The 15,025-nt window shown below is 70.0% G+C and carries 13 protein-coding genes; 6 read left to right on the forward strand and 7 right to left on the reverse strand.

Annotated features, from left to right (window positions below):
- Positions 1–403: 403 nt before the first annotated feature.
- Positions 404–1,936: a DHA2 family efflux MFS transporter permease subunit gene (locus ACFVR6_RS00005; RefSeq protein ID WP_386957618.1), complete on the reverse strand. Its 1,533-nt coding sequence runs from the start codon at positions 1,934–1,936 to the stop codon at positions 404–406.
- Positions 1,937–2,060: 124 nt separating this feature from the next.
- Here ACFVR6_RS00005 and ACFVR6_RS00010 point away from each other — a divergent pair, with 124 nt between their 5' ends.
- Both ACFVR6_RS00010 and ACFVR6_RS00015 read left to right on the forward strand, forming a co-directional pair.
- Positions 2,061–2,990, forward strand: coding sequence for a phosphoribosylaminoimidazolesuccinocarboxamide synthase (locus ACFVR6_RS00010; protein WP_386957620.1), 930 nt, complete (start codon positions 2,061–2,063; stop codon positions 2,988–2,990).
- A gap of 79 nt (positions 2,991–3,069) precedes the next feature.
- Positions 3,070–4,413: a uracil-xanthine permease family protein gene (locus ACFVR6_RS00015; RefSeq protein ID WP_386957622.1), complete on the forward strand. Its 1,344-nt coding sequence runs from the start codon at positions 3,070–3,072 to the stop codon at positions 4,411–4,413.
- A gap of 159 nt (positions 4,414–4,572) precedes the next feature.
- Here the strand turns inward: ACFVR6_RS00015 and ACFVR6_RS00020 are convergent, their stop codons facing one another.
- The 5 genes from ACFVR6_RS00020 to ACFVR6_RS00040 all read right to left on the reverse strand — a co-directional run bounded on the left by ACFVR6_RS00020 (position 4,573) and on the right by ACFVR6_RS00040 (position 10,422).
- A complete protein-coding gene (locus tag ACFVR6_RS00020) occupies positions 4,573–5,586 on the reverse strand; it encodes a LacI family DNA-binding transcriptional regulator (protein ID WP_386957624.1) in 1,014 nt (337 codons plus the stop codon).
- Between the two features lie 22 nt (positions 5,587–5,608).
- Positions 5,609–7,066, reverse strand: a complete 1,458-nt coding sequence (locus tag ACFVR6_RS00025; protein WP_386957626.1) for a GH1 family beta-glucosidase — start codon at positions 7,064–7,066, stop codon at positions 5,609–5,611.
- A gap of 37 nt (positions 7,067–7,103) precedes the next feature.
- Positions 7,104–8,018: a carbohydrate ABC transporter permease gene (locus ACFVR6_RS00030; protein ID WP_386957628.1), complete on the reverse strand. Its 915-nt coding sequence runs from the start codon at positions 8,016–8,018 to the stop codon at positions 7,104–7,106.
- A complete protein-coding gene (locus ACFVR6_RS00035; protein WP_386957630.1) occupies positions 8,015–9,070 on the reverse strand; it encodes a carbohydrate ABC transporter permease in 1,056 nt (351 codons plus the stop codon). Before ACFVR6_RS00035 ends, ACFVR6_RS00030 begins: the two co-directional genes overlap by 4 nt.
- A gap of 83 nt (positions 9,071–9,153) precedes the next feature.
- The gene (locus tag ACFVR6_RS00040) at positions 9,154–10,422 is read right to left on the reverse strand and encodes an ABC transporter substrate-binding protein (RefSeq protein ID WP_386957632.1); all 1,269 of its coding nucleotides are present in this window, start codon (positions 10,420–10,422) and stop codon (positions 9,154–9,156) included.
- Between the two features lie 234 nt (positions 10,423–10,656).
- On the opposite strand from ACFVR6_RS00040, the gene purS reads away from it, so the two are divergent.
- From purS to ACFVR6_RS00055, 3 genes are read left to right on the forward strand one after another with little or no spacing between them, the layout of a single operon-like run.
- Positions 10,657–10,905, forward strand: a complete 249-nt coding sequence (gene purS / locus ACFVR6_RS00045) for a phosphoribosylformylglycinamidine synthase subunit PurS (protein ID WP_386957634.1) — start codon at positions 10,657–10,659, stop codon at positions 10,903–10,905.
- Positions 10,902–11,609, forward strand: a complete 708-nt coding sequence (gene purQ / locus ACFVR6_RS00050) for a phosphoribosylformylglycinamidine synthase subunit PurQ (protein ID WP_386957636.1) — start codon at positions 10,902–10,904, stop codon at positions 11,607–11,609. Before purS ends, purQ begins: the two co-directional genes overlap by 4 nt.
- Positions 11,610–11,643: 34 nt before the next feature.
- A complete protein-coding gene (locus ACFVR6_RS00055) occupies positions 11,644–12,576 on the forward strand; it encodes a 2-hydroxyacid dehydrogenase (protein WP_386957638.1) in 933 nt (310 codons plus the stop codon).
- Positions 12,577–12,725: 149 nt separating this feature from the next.
- On the opposite strand, the gene ACFVR6_RS00060 is transcribed toward ACFVR6_RS00055, so the two are convergent.
- Positions 12,726–13,244 (reverse strand): adenine phosphoribosyltransferase, encoded by a 519-nt coding sequence (locus ACFVR6_RS00060; protein WP_386958791.1) that lies wholly within the window; start codon positions 13,242–13,244, stop codon positions 12,726–12,728.
- Between the two features lie 92 nt (positions 13,245–13,336).
- Here ACFVR6_RS00060 and ACFVR6_RS00065 point away from each other — a divergent pair, with 92 nt between their 5' ends.
- Positions 13,337–15,022 (forward strand): glycoside hydrolase family 13 protein, encoded by a 1,686-nt coding sequence (locus ACFVR6_RS00065; protein WP_386957640.1) that lies wholly within the window; start codon positions 13,337–13,339, stop codon positions 15,020–15,022.
- Positions 15,023–15,025: the final 3 nt, after the last annotated feature.

The raw sequence follows: 15,025 nt of genomic DNA on the forward strand, positions 1-15,025 counted from the left end.
ATCCAAAGGAATCTCACCCGGTAAAAACCGGGACGAGGTTATTTGGCATTTGACAAGTGCACGCTGTTGAGTTCTCAAGGATCGGATGCTCCTGCTGCTCAGCCTCACGGCCTCGCCCACAGGGCAACTAATCGTTTGTCCGGTGTCCACCCGATCGGCGCTTCGCTCGGCATGACGCCGAGCAGTGGTCCCTGACCTGGTTTCCGTGAACCGGACTCCCCATCATAGCACGCCCCGGAGGGTGTGTGTAAGAGGTGGGGGTTGTTGACTGCATGAGGGGAGCGGGGCTTCTCAGCCTCTCCGCTGTCCCTGTGGGGCCAACAAGAAAAACAATACGTGGATCCTGGGGACCCGGCAAATCGGGCCTACCCCCCGGGCGTGTCGCACCCCTGGTTCCGCATGATCACGCGGGACCAGGCCGCTCCGGCGCGGGCACAGGCGGACGGCGCAGGAACACCACGGCGACGATGCCGAGCAGGATCACCCCGGCCGGCAGCAGCGTCGCCTGCGCCATCGCCGTCGCGAACCCGGCGGCGACCTCGGGCGGCAGCGCCCCGCCGCCGGCACTGCCCCCACCGGCATCCATCCCGGGGAGGTTCGCCTCCAGCCGCCCCTGCATGACGGCCGCGATCGCCGCGGAGCCGAGCACCGAGCCGATGGTGCGCATGGTGTTGTACACGCCGGATCCGGCTCCGGCCTGCCGCGGCGCGAGGTTGCGCGTCGCGGTCGTCGCCAGCGGTCCCCACAGTCCCGCCTGCCCGGCACCCATGAGCGCCGAGGGCAGCAGGAACATCCAGATCGGGGTGTCGAGGTTCATCAGCACCGCGTACCAGACGAGCGCTGCAGAGACCGCGAGCATTCCGGGCACCAGCAGGAACCGCGGATCGGTGCGGTCCAGCAGCCGCCCCGCCAAGGGCGACAGGATGCCGGCGGCCACCGCCATCGGCACGAGCACGAGCGCCGACTCGGTGGGGGTGAGCCCGCGGGCCAGCTGCAGGAAGAACATGAAGGGCAGCGACATACTCGCCGCCATGAACCCCACCGTCGTGATCCCGATGCCGGCGATCGCGAAGTTGCGGTCACGGAAGAGCACCATCGGCACGAGCGGCTCACTGCGCGTGCGCACCTGTTGCCAGAGGAACAGCCCGAGCACCGCGATGCCCGCCAGGAGCAGCATCCACACCGTCACCGGGCCCCAGATGACGCCCCAGTCGTAGTGCTCGGCCTCCTGCAGCGCGAACACGATGAGGAACAGCGCCGTGGCACTGAGGAGGACCCCCACGATGTCGAACCGATGCGGGTGGGTCTCGAGGGTGGGCACCAGCAGCCACGCCAGCACGAACCCGATGACGCCGACGGGGAGGTTGACGAAGAAGATCCACTCCCACCCGAGCGCGTCCACCAGCAGCCCGCCGGCGAGCGGTCCCACGAGCATCGCGACACCCGAGGTCGCGCCCCACAGCCCCATCGCCGCGCCCCGGCGGTCGGCGGGGAACGTGCGGGTGATGACGGCCATCGTCTGCGGCGTCATGAGCGCAGCCCCCAGGCCCTGCACGGCGCGGAAGGCGATGAGCGCGTCGAGGGTGGGCGAGAGCCCGCAGCCGAGCGAGGCGAGGGTGAACACCGCCAGGCCGATCAGGTAGATGTTCTTCGGCCCGAACCTGTCGCCCAGGCGCCCGGTGACCAGCAGCGGGACGGCGTACGCGAGCAGGTAGGCACTGGTGACCCAGACGACGTTGTCGAGGTTGCTCGTCGCGGGATCCAGCGCCGCCTTGATCGCGGGATTGGCCACCGAGACGATCGTGGTGTCCACCAGGATCATGAAGAACCCGATGACGAGCGCCCACAGCGCCGGCCACGGTCCGCGTTCGGGGGTGGATGCCGCGGGCGGACGCGGCGCGGGCGCGCGCCGTGCGCGGGTATCGGATTCGGTCACGGGTTCGCACTCCCTCGTCGCGCGGCCATCGCCCTGGTCGGGTCCACGGCGCACTCTACGCCCGGCGCGCGCCCGCGAGGGCCGCACGGGCAGGTCACCTGCCGCCACCGTCGATAATGGGCACGTGACCTCCCCCGAACTGCCCGGCTGGCGACACGTCTACTCCGGCAAGGTGCGCGACCTCTACGTCCCGGATGCCGCCACGAGCGACGAGGCGGTGGCCGACCGCATGCTCGTGGTCGCCAGCGATCGCGTCAGCGCATTCGACTTCGTGCTGGAGCCCGGCATCCCGGGCAAAGGCGTGCTGCTGACGACGCTGAGCCTGTGGTGGTTCGACCAGCTCGCCGGCGCCGACGGGGGGCGCGGCATCCCGAACCACCTCGCCGCGAACGTCGTGCTCGGCGACGACGACCAGCCGCACCCGCTCGCGCCCGAGGCCGTCGCGGGGCGGGCGATGGTGGTGCGCTCGCTCGAGATGCTGCCGGTCGAGTGCGTCGTGCGCGGCTATCTGACCGGGTCGGGCTGGGCGGAGTACCAGGCCGACGGCACGGTGTGCGGCATCCCGCTGCCGGCGGGGCTGGAAGACGGCGACCGGCTGCCCGAGCCCCTCTTCACCCCCGCGTACAAAGCGCCGATGGGCGAGCACGACGAGAACATCTCGTTCGCACAGACCATCGACCTCGTCGGCGCCGAGCGCGCGCACGAGCTGCGCGACACCTCGCTGGAGATCTACGCGCGCGCTGCGGCGACCGCCGAACGCCACGGGCTGATCCTCGCCGACACGAAGTTCGAGTTCGGCCTCGACGACCAGGGCGCGCTCACCCTCGCCGACGAAGTGCTCACGAGTGATTCGTCGCGCTACTGGGATGCCGCGGCCTGGCAGAGCGGCACGACCCCCGCCGCGCGCATGGCCTCGTTCGACAAGCAGATCGTGCGCGACTGGCTGGCGGCCAACTGGGACAAGGAGGGCACACCGCCCGCGCTCCCGGACGACATCGTCCGGCGCACCGCCGACCGCTACCGGGAGCTGCTGGAGCGCCTCACCGGCGACTGAGGTCACACACGGCATCCGCTCACGCATCTCGCCGATAATCTGACTCCAGCACATCCCCCGTTCCTACCCGAGGAGTCCCATGGCCATCTGGCGCCTGCACGGTGACGGCCGTCACGTCGAACGCGGAGCCGTCGTCAAGCCCGACGAACGTCTGAGCTGGGGCGCGACCGTCGCCATCGGCGCGCAGCACGTGGTCGCGATGTTCGGCGCCACATTCCTCGTGCCGATCCTCACCGGCTTCCCGGTGTCGACCACGCTGCTGTTCTCCGGACTCGGAACGCTGCTGTTCCTGCTCATCACCAAGAACCGCCTGCCCAGCTACCTGGGGTCGTCGTTCGCGTTCATCGCGCCGATCACCGCGCTGAACGCCGGCGGTCCGCTGGAGAACCCGCAGCAGCTGACGCAGGCCCTCGTGGGCGTCGTCGTGGCCGGTGCGCTGCTGGCCGCGGTCGGCTTCGTCGTGCAGGCGGTGGGCACGGGATGGATCGAGAAGCTCATGCCGCCGGTCGTGGCGGGCTCGATCGTCGCGCTCATCGGCTTCAACCTCGCCCCCGCCGCCTGGAACAACTTCCGCCTGCAGCCGGAGCTGGCCACCATCACCCTGGTCGCGGTCGTGCTGTTCAGCGTGCTGTTCCGTGGGTTCCTCGGCCGCATCTCGATCTTCCTCGGTGTCATCGTCGGCTACCTCGTCGCCGCCTTCACCGGTCAGATCGACTTCACCTCGGTGAACGAGGCCGCATGGATCGGCCTGCCGGAGTTCCACCTCGCCGGTCTCGCCGACCCCGCCGCGTGGGCGCTCGTGCCGATGTTCCTGCCGGTCGTGCTCGTGCTCATCGCCGAGAACGTCGGTCACGTCCGCGGCGTCGCGACCATGACCGAGGACCCCTCGATCAACAAGCACACCGGTCGGGCGCTCATCGCCGACGGTGCCGCCACGATGCTCGCCGGCGGCTTCGGCGGATCGGCGACGACGACATACGGCGAGAACATCGGCGTCATGGCCGCGACCCGCGTCTACTCCACCGCGGCGTACTGGGTCGCCGGTCTCGTGGCGATCCTGCTGGCGTTCTCGCCCAAGATCGGCGCGCTGTTCAACACCATCCCCGCCGGGGTCCTCGGCGGCGTGACGACGGCCCTCTACGGGCTCATCGGCGTCATCGGCATCAAGATCTGGGTCGACAACCGCGTGGACTTCTCCCGCCCGGTGAACCAGTACACCGTGGCGGTGTCGTTCATCATCGCGATCGCCGGCTTCACGATGGACTGGGGCTCGCTGCAGTTCGGCGCGATCGTGCTCGGCACGGTGGCCGCCCTCGCGATCTACCACGGCGGCAATGCCATCGCCCGCTGGCGCCGCACCGGCGCCGACGACGGCGGCCCCATCCCCGCGGTCGGCCAGCTGGGCGGCGACCCCCAGGACTGACCGCCGCCGCCACCCGGACCGTGAGACTACAGCTGGCGGCCGAGACGATGGGAAGTTCCCAATGTCTCGGCCGCCAACTGTCGTTTCAGCGATCAGGCGGGGCGGCGCGGGGCGGCAGGGCGGCAGGGCGCGGTGCGGCGACCGGGGCGCGGAGCGGGGTCAGGCGGAGTCGCGGACGATCAGCTCGGTGTCGAGCATCGTCACGTGCGGCGGGCGCCCGCCGTGCAGGAGCTCCAGCAGGATCGAGACCATCTGCTCGCCCTGCCCGTACGAGGGCTGGCGTACCGTCGTGAGCGCGGGGGTCACGGTCGTCGCGACCGGCGAGTCGTCGAAGCCGACGATGCCGACGTCCTGGGGCACCCGGATGCCGGCCTGCGCGAGGGTCGTGAGCGCTCCCCGGGCCATCAGGTCGCTGGCGACGAACAGTCCGTCGAACTCCACGCCCGCCTCGAGGATGCGCTGCATCGCCCGCGCGCCGCCCTGGACGGTGAAGTTGCCGTCCTCGATCGCCGCCTCCTCGAGCCCCGCGGCGGCGATCGCCTCGCGGTAGCCCTGCAGCCGGTCCACGCCCGCGGGCATGGTGAGCGGGCCCGTGATCGACGCGATGCGCCTGCGCCCACCGTCGATGAGGTGCTGGGTCGCGACGCGTCCGCCGGCGACGTTGTCCACGTCGACGTAGTAGTCGTTGTCGCGCTCGCGCACGGGGCGCCCGCCGTAGACGACCGGAACGCTCGCGGCGATGCGGTCGATGAAGGTGTCGCTGGTGTGGTGCGAGACGATGACGGCGCCGTCGACCGCGCCGCTGCGCAGGTAGCTCGTCGTCTTGTCGCGCGGATCGTCGTTGGCGAGGATCAGGTTCAGCACGTAGTCCGACCGGCTGATGCGCGCGTTGATGCCCGACACGACCGCCGCGAAGAACGGGTCGCCGAAGAACCTCGTCGTGTCCTCGGGCACCACCAGCGCGATCGCCAGCGTCTGGCGCCGCGCCAGCGAGCGCGCCGCCCGGTTGGGGACGTAGTTCAGCTCGGTGATCGCCCGGTTGACCGCCTCCAGCGCCGTGGGGCTGACCGCGGTCGAACCGTTGACGACGCGTGAGACCGTTGAACGCGAGACGCCGGCGGCGGCGGCGACCTCTTCGATCGTCACCGCACCGCGCAGTTCGTCGGTACTCATGCGTCCCCCGGTGACGTCGTGGCTAGCCCGCCGGCGGGACGTCCAGCGCCCGCTCGGCGATGATCCGACTGTACTCGCGACCGCTGTCCTTGACCGAGCGCTGCTGGGTGTCGTAATCGACGTGGACGATGCCGAAACGCTTCTCGTACCCCCACGCCCACTCGAAGTTGTCCAGCAGGGACCAGTAGAAGTAGCCGCGCACGTCGACACCGGCATCCTGCGCGTCGAGGATCGCGCCCAGGTGCACCCGCACGAACTGCGCGCGCTCGGCGTCGTGAACGCGCACCTCGCCGTCCTCGACCACGGCGACGTCGTCGTATGCGGCACCGTTCTCGGTGACGTAGAGCGGCACCCCGTTGGCCCCGGTGTAGTCGTCCTGCACGCGCTGGAGGAGGCGGGTCAGTCCTTCGGGCTGCACCTCCCAGTGCATGGTGGTGCGCGGCAGACCGCGGTCGTGCCAGTGGATGCCCTGGTGCGAGGGGAACGGCGACGAACCGCGGCGGTCGGTCGGGGCATCCCCGCCGGTCACCGGCACGGCCGGCGGCCGGCCGCCGACGAACTCGCCGTGGTAGTAGTTGACGCCGAGGGTGTCGATGGGAGTCGCGATGGCCTCGAGGTCACCCGGACGCACCGCCTCCTCGAGCGCCGCGATCGCCTCGGCATCCACCGCACGGATGTCCTCGACGGTGTCGGCGGGGTAGGCCGCCCGGAAGATCGGGTCGAGGAACCAGCGGTTGAACTGGCCGTCGATGCGCCGCGCGGCGTCGAGGTCTGCGGCATCCGTCGGGTCCACCGGGTCGGCCACCGTCAGGTTCAGCGTGATGCCCAGCTGCAGCGACGAGTCACGCACGCGCAGCTCCCGCACGGCCTGGCCGTGTCCGAGCAGCAGGTGGTGGGCGGCCAGCACACCCTCGCGCACGCTCTGGTGCCCCGGGGCGTGGATGCCGGCGGTGTAGCTGAGGAACGACGAGCACCACGGCTCGTTGAGGGTCGTCCACGCCTGCACGCGGTCACCGAGCGCGTCGTGCATGTCCACGGCGTACTCGGTGAACCGCTCGGCGGTGTCGCGGTTGGTCCAGCCGCCCTGCTCCTGCAGGGCCTGCGGCAGGTCCCAGTGGTAGAGCGTCAGCCACGGCACGATGCCGGCCTCGAGCAGCTCGTCGGTCAGCCGCTTGTAGAAGTCCACGCCCTTCGGGTTCAGCGCGCCGCCGTCGGGGCGCACGCGCGACCACGAGGTGGAGAACCGGTACGTCTGCAGCCCCATGCGCTTCATCAGCGCCACGTCGTCGCCGTAGCGGTGGTAGTGGTCGCAGGCGACGTCGCCGTTGTCGGCGTTGATGACGGCGCCGGGGACGCGGGAGAAGGCATCCCAGATGGAATCCTTGCGCCCGTCCTCGTGTGCGGCGCCCTCGATCTGGTAGGCCGCGGTGGCGGCTCCGAAGAGGAAGTCGGCGGGGAAGGGGCGGCTACGTGCCGACATGCGGACGGAGTCCTCTCGTGTGATTGTGCTCATGGCCTCAGCCCTTCACCGCTCCGGCCATGATGCCGCTGACCAGCTGCTTGCCCGCGAAGATGAACAGCAGCAGGAGCGGGATCGTGGCGAGCACCACCCCGGCGAGCACGATGGAGTAGTCGACGAAGTAGTTCGACTGCAGCAGCGAGAGCGCGACGGGCAACGTGGGGTTCTGGCGATCGAGCACGATGAACGGCCAGAAGAAATTGTTCCACGAGCCGACGAAGGTGAACAGGAACAGCATCGCGGCGGCGGGGCGCGCGGCGGTGACGCCGACGGTCCAGAAGGTGCGGATCATCGATGCCCCGTCCACACGGGCGGCCTCGATGAGCTCATCGGGCACGGCCTGCTGCAGGTACTGCGTCATCCAGAACACCCCGAAGGCGCTCGTGAGGGCCGGAATGATGATCGCGCCGATCTCACCGGTCCACCCGAGGTCGGCGAACAGGATGTACAGCGGGACGACGCCCAGCTGCTGCGGCACGGCCATGGTCGCCACGACGAACACCAGCAGCGCCGGTCCGCCGAGGAAGCGCAGCTTGGCGAACGCCCACCCGGCGAGGGTCGAGGTGATGACGACGGCCGCGGCGATGATGAACGAGCTGTAGATCGAGTTCCACAGCGCCGGCCAGAAATTGACCGCCGGGTTGGTCATGACCGAGACGGCGTTGTCGATGAAGTTCCCCGCCGGGATCCACGGGAAGTCCCCGCGGAGCGTCGTGGAGTCGCCGGAGCCGATGATGAACGACCAGTACAGCGGGAACACGGCGGACAGGAACACGACGCCGAGGGCCGCGTACGCCCAGAACCCGGGCCGGGCACCGCGGATGCGGATGGCCTTGGCGCCGCGGCGTCGCTTGGCGGCGTTGGGGATGCCCGATTCGACGATCGCGAGGGGCGGAGTGGTTCCGATGCTCATCGCTGGGCCTCCTTGACCTGCTTCTTGGCGGCGCGAACGGCCTGTTTCTGCTGGCGTTTGCTGAGCTCCGAGCGCAACCCCTCATCGCGCACCATCGTGCGGGTGATGAGCAGGTTGATCAGGCCGATGCCGAGGATGATGATGAACAGGATCCAGGCCATCGCCGCTGCGCGGCCGAAGTTCCACTGTCCCCACCCGATGTCGTACAGGTAGAGGGTGATGGTGAGCCACTGCTGGCCCGCACCGCCGCGACCGAACTGGTCGAACATGCGCGGTTCGTCGAAGATCTGCAGACCGCCGATGGTCGAGGTGATGATGACGAAGATCAGCGTGGGCTTGAGCGAGGGCATCGTGATGCTGAAGAACTGACGCACGGGGCCGGCGCCGTCGACGGTGGCGGCTTCGTAGAAGTCCCGGTTCACGGCCTGCATGGCCGCCAGCAGGATGAGGGCGTTGTAGCCGACCCAGCGGTAGTTGACCATCGTGGCGATGGCGACGTGGCTCCAGAAGGGCTCGACATGCCACGGGATGGCGGAGATGCCGATGAGCTCCAGCCCGCTGTTGATGAAGCCGGACTTGTCGGCGAACATCGCGTTGAAGATGAGGCCTACGGCGACGGGGGCCACGACGTAGGGCACGAGCACGCCCATGCGCCAGAAGGTCTTGGCGCGGATGTTGCGGTCGAGCACCGCCGCGATGAAGATCGCGAGGATCAGCTGCGGGACGCTGGAGAGCACGAAGATGCTGAAGGTGTTGCGCAGCGCCGTCCAGAAGTGGGGCTGCGACAGGATCCAGATGTACTGGTCGAAGCCGACGAACTCGCCGGAGTTGCGGACGAGGTCCCAATCCATGAACGAGATGACGGCGGTGTAGGCGATGGGGAACAGGCCCACGATCGCGAACATGATGAAGAACGGCGAGATGTAGAGGTAGGGCGAGACCTTCAGGTCCCACTTGCTCAGCCGTTGCGAGAACGAGATCACACGCGGCGGTCGCTGCGGCTGATCGGATGCCTCGGCGCTCGTCGCCGGGCGGGTGTCGGTAGCGGTCACGATCGCCTTTCGTTGTCGGGAGTCACGGGGTGCGGGCCGAGCGGGCGGCCCGCACCCCGTGGTTCAGTGGTCGAGACCGTGCGTCAGAAGCCGCTGATCTCGGTCAGCCACGTCTCCCAGGCGGTCTCCTTGTCTTCGAGGCCGTCGAAGACGCGGGTGATCGCGTTCTGCAGTGCGTCGTGGTACTTGAAGTAGTCCTGACCCTTGTAGGTCGACACGGTGATCGCGTTGGCGCGGTCGATGCCGATCTCACCCGTCGGGGCGTCGTTGAAGTACTCGTTGACGAAGCCGGTCAGATCAGCGCTGTCCTGCGCCTCGACCTGGCTCGGGAAGGTACCGGCGTTGACGAAGGCCTTGATCTGGTTCTCGGGGGCCGTCAGCCAGTCGGCGAGCTGCTGGGCAGCCTCGACGTTGTCGCCGTCGGCGGGGACGACGAGGTACGAGCCGCCCCAGTTGCCGCCGCCCTCGGGGAACGCGTTGGCGATGTCCCACCCTGCGACGTCGGGAGCCTCACCGGCGATGATGCCGTGCATCCACGGCGGGCACAGCATGGCGGCGAACTCGCCACCGGCCATGGCCGCGTACCAGTCGTCGCTCCACTGTCCGGCATAAGCCGAGATCGGCAGACCCTGGTCGATGACCGTGTCGTAGGCCGCGCGGATGTCGGGGTTGTCGGCGGCGATGATGGTGCCGTCCGGCTCCTCGTACGCGAACTCGAGCTGGTTGACCAGACCCTGCAGCACCGAGTTGGCCGAGTCGATGAACGGCTTGCCGGTCTTGGCGACGTAGTCCGAACCCACCTGGAAGAAGGCGTCCCACGTCGGGAACAGCTCGGCGACGGCCTCGCGGTCGCTGGGCAGGCCGGCGGCCTCGAAGAGGTCCTGGCGGTAGCAGACCGCCTGCGGGCCCATGTCGGTGCCGTACGCGACCAGGTTGCCGGCGGCATCCGTCGCCGCAGCTTCCTTCCAGTCGAGCCAGCGGCCCTTCAGGTCGTCGGGCACGGGCACGACGAGGTCGGAGTACTGCATCATCTCGGTGAACCAGTCGACCTCGACGGCCTCGACATCGGCGAGGCCGCCCTTGCCGAGCTTCTGGAAGAAGTTGGCGCGGGCGTCGTTGGAGGTGGCCGCCTTGTTGTGGACGACCTCGATGCCGGTCTCTTCGGTGAACTCCGCGAGCAGCTCGTCCGAGTAGCCCATGTCGTTGAAGGTGGCGAGGGTCAGGGTTCCCCCTTCGGCCTCGCCGTCGCCTGCGTCCCCGCCGCCGTCGCCGGCGCAGCCGGCGAGCACGAGCGCGGAGGTGGTCGCGACGGCCGCCAGAAGGGCGGTGCGCCGCAGTGCGCGTGATTTCACGTGTCACTCCTTTGTGGTGTGGGTATGGCTGGTGCGTCGGCCCGTGCCCTCCCGTGGGAGCGCTCTCACCGATGACCTCGACGCTATGGGATCGCTCCCATGAGCGTCAAGGGAGCGCTCCCACGTTTTGATCACGCTTGCGTAACGGTGTCCGGTTCCCACCGCGGCGGCGGCGCTCGGCGGTGTCCCCGTAGACTGGCCCGGCACCCTTCCCGCGACATCCGGAGCCCCCACATGCCCACCATCGTCGTCGACGTCATGCCCAAGGCCGAGCTGCTGGATCCGCAGGGGAAGGCCGTCTCGGGCGCACTGGACCGCCTGGGGGTCGAAGAGTTCACCGGCGTGCGCATCGGCAAGCGCTTCGAGCTCACCGTCGACGGCGAGGTCACCGACGAGGTGCTCGCCACCGCCCGGCGCATCGCCGACGAGATCCTCTCCAACGCCGTCATCGAGGACGTCGTGGGCATCGAGGTCGTCGAATGACCGCCCGGGTCGGGGTCATCACCTTCCCCGGCTCGCTCGACGACGGCGACGCCGCCCGCGCCATCCGCCTGTCCGGCGCCGAGCCGGTCGCCCTCTGGCACGGCTCGCACGACCTCGAGGGCGTCGACGCGCTCGTGCTGCCCGGCGGGTTCAGCTACGGCGACTACCTGCGCGCCGGCGCGATCGCCGCGCTCGCGCCGATCATGGCCGAGGTGAAGGATGCCGCGGCCAAGGGCATGCCGGTGCTCGGCATCTGCAACGGCTTCCAGATGCTCGTCGAGGCGCACCTGCTGCCGGGCGGCCTCATCCGCAACGCGCACCAGCAGTTCATCCGCCGCGACCAGCGTCTGCGCGTCGAGAACGCCACGACCGCGTGGACGAGCGACTACGAGGCGGGGCAGGAGATCGTCATCCCGCTGAAGAACGCCGACGGCGGCTACATCGCCTCGGAGTCCGAGCTCGACCGGCTCGAGGGCGAGGGCCTCGTGGCCCTCCGCTACCTGGGGGTCAACCCCAACGGGTCGCTGCGCGACATCGCCGGCATCACGAACGAGCGCGGCAACGTCGTGGGACTCATGCCCCACCCCGAGCACGCCGTCGAACCCGGCTTCGGCCCCGACACGTCCGTGGCGATGCGTTCGGGCGTCGACGGACTGACGTTTTTCACCTCGGCCATCGCGGCTGTGGCGGCATCCGTCGCCTGACCCTCCGCGCGGCGGTCGTCGGTAGGGTCGGATCGTGACCCCCGGCATCCCTCGCGTCCTCGTCAGCGTCCCCACCGACCGGCTCGCCGGAGACCTGGAACCACTCCCCGACGGCGTGGAGGTGGTGGTGTGGGACATGGAATCGGCCGCTCCCCGCGCCCGCATCGACATCGTCGTGCCGCCCTACATGAGCCAGGGATCGACGCTCCCGCGCCTCGCCGACATCGACGTGCGACTCGTGCAGGGCCAATCGATCGGCTACGAGGGCATCGAGGACGTGCTGCCCGCGGGTCTCGTCTTCGCCAACGCCGCGAGCGTGCACGAGACGTCGACCGCGGAGCTCGCCGTCGGGCTCGCCATCGCCGCGCAGCGCCACCTCGACGACTTCGCCGTCGACACCCGCGAGGGCCGCTGGCGGCCGCAGTTCTCGCAGAGCCTCGCCGACCGCCGGGTGCTGCTGATCGGCTACGGCGGCGTCGGCAAGGCCACCGCCGCGCGACTGGCGCCGTTCGAGGTGGAGCTGACCGTCGTCGCCCGCACCGCGCGCGACGAGGACGGCGTGCACGTGCACGGCATCGACGAACTCGACGACCTGCTCGCCGATGCCGAGATCGTGGTGCTGACCCTGCCCGGCGGCGCGGAAACGCGCGGCATCCTCGATGCCCACACCCTGGCCCTGCTGCCCGACGGCGCGCTCGTGGTCAACGTCGGCCGCGGCTCGCTGATCGACACCGATGCGCTCGTGGCGGAGACGGCGTCGGGCCGCCTGCGCGCGGCACTCGACGTCGTCGACCCCGAGCCGCTGCCCGAGGGACACGCGCTCTGGGGCACGCCGGGCGTGCTGATCGCGCCCCACGTGGGAGGTGCGTCCAGCGCCATGCGCCCGCGCATCGCGCGGCTCATCCGACGTCAGGCCGAGCGGATGCTGGCGGGCGAAGAGCCGCTCAACGTGGTCGTCCGCACCTGAGCGGACGCGGCGGGGCGCGACGAGCGCGACGAGCGTAGGAGATGTGGCGAGCGTAGGACCGTTCGCGTGCGCGGCATCCTACGTCCGTGTCATCGCCTACGCCCGCGACATGATGCGGGCCGGATGCCGCAGCCCGCGGTGCCGGCGACTCAGGCGGTGAAGACCGAGTACACGTCGCCGACGGCCTCGCGGCCCCCGAGGCCCTCGAGCTCCATGAGCACGGCGGTGCCGACCACGACGCCGCCGAGCAGGCCGATGAGCTCGTGCGCGGCGACGAGGGTGCCGCCGGTGGCGAGCACGTCGTCGACCAGCAGCACACGGGTGCCGTCGGCGATGTCGTCGTGCGCCTCGATCGTGGCGGTGCCGTACTCGAGGGTGTACGAGACGGCGGCGGCGGGACGGGGGAGCTTGCCGGCCTTGCGGATCGGCACGAGTCCGACGCCGGCGGCGGTCGCCATGGCGCCGGCGAGCAGGAAGCCGCGCGCCTCGATGCCGGCGACCACGTCGAACTCGCCGGCGAACGGGGCGATCATCGCGTCGATCACGCTGCGCAGCGCGGCGGCATCGGCCAGCAGCGGGGTGACGTCGCGGAAGAGCACGCCCGGCTGGGGATAGTCGGGGATCGTGCGGATGAGCGAGTCGGCGTGTGCGAGCGCGGTTTCGGGGATCACCAACAGATTCTACGCGCCACACCGAGGAGGTCCCTGAGAGATCCGGTGGACGCCGCGACCACTGTAAGCGCTTGCAGTACCATGTCGGCATGACACTTTCCGACACCGCCCTCCCCGGTGAGACCCGCGAGAACACCCGCCCCGGCGCCGAGTGGTGGCGCACCGCCGTCATCTACCAGATCTACCCCCGCTCCTTCGCCGACGCCTCGGGCGACGGCGTGGGCGACCTGCCCGGTGTCACCGCGCACATCGACGATCTGAAGTCCCTCGGCATCGACGCGATCTGGCTGAGCCCGTTCCAGCGGTCGCCCCAGAAGGATGCCGGCTACGACGTGTCCGACTACTGCGACGTCGACCCGCTCTTCGGTACCCTCACCGACTTCGACGACCTCATCGAGGCGGCCCACGCCCGTGGCATCCGCATCATCGCGGACCTCGTCCCCAACCACTCCTCCGACCAGCACGTGTGGTTCCAGCAGGCCCTCGCCGCCGCCCCCGGCAGCCGCGAGCGCGCCCGCTACATCTTCCGCGACGGCAAGGGCGAGCACGGCGAACTGCCGCCGAACAACTGGGAGTCCGTGTTCGGCGGGCCTGCCTGGACCCGTGTGATCGAGCCCGACGGCACGCCCGGTCAGTGGTACCTGCACCTGTTCGACTCGTCGCAACCCGACTTCGACTGGTCCAACCCCGAGGTGCACGAGGAGTTCCGCCGCATCCTGCGCTTCTGGCTCGACCGCGGGGTCGACGGCTTCCGCGTGGACGTCGCCCACGGCCTGGTGAAGGCTGCGGGCCTGCCCGACTACACGCCCGACCCCGAGAGCGGGTCGATGGGTGGCGACGAGGCCGACGTCCCCTACTGGGGCCAGGAGGGCGTGCACGACATTTACCGCGACTGGCACAAGCTGCTCGCCGAGTACGACGGCGACCGGGCCCTCTGCGCCGAGGCGTGGCTGCCCACCGTGGACATCACCGCCAAGTGGGTGCGTCCCGACGAGATGCACCAGGCGTTCAATTTCGCCTACCTCGAGACCCCCTGGGATGCCACGGCACTGCGTGAGGTCATCGACGAGTCGCTGCGCGCCTACCCCGCCGTCGGCGCCCCGAGCACGTGGGTGCTGTCCAACCACGACGTCGTGCGCCACGCGTCGCGTCTGGCGCTGACCGCTGAGAACCCGCAGGGTCACGGCATCGGGCCGGACTCCCCCGGCCAGCCGGAGCCCGTGCTGGGCCTGCGCCGCGCCCGCGCCGCGTCGTCGGTCATGCTCGCTCTTCCCGGTTCGGCCTACCTCTTCCAGGGCGAGGAACTGGGCCTGCCCGAGGTCATCGACCTCCCCGGCGACGCCCGCCAGGACCCGACCTGGTTCCGCACCGAGGGTGAGCGCTACGGACGCGACGGCTGCCGCGTGCCGATCCCGTGGGATGCCGACGCCCCCGCGTACGGGTTCAGCCCGACCGGTCAGTCCTGGCTGCCGCAGCCCGCGGAATGGGCACGGTTCGCCCGCGACGCGCAGGCCGGCGACCCGGCATCGACCCTGTCGCTGTACCGCACGCTCCTCGCCGAGCGCCGCGCGCACGGCCTGGGCGCCGGCACGCTGGAGTGGATCGACGGCTTCGGCGACGACGTGCTGGCCTTCCGCAACGGCGACGTCACCGTGCTGTCGAACATCGGCTCCGAGCCGGTGGCACTGCCGGCCGGTGACGTGCTGGCGGCGAGCGAGCCGGTGACCGGCGGCTCGCTGCCGGCCGACACGACCGTGTGGCTGCGATCGGCCTGATCC

Source organism: Microbacterium sp. NPDC058021, from assembly GCF_042885955.1.
Lineage (GTDB): Bacteria > Actinomycetota > Actinomycetes > Actinomycetales > Microbacteriaceae > Microbacterium.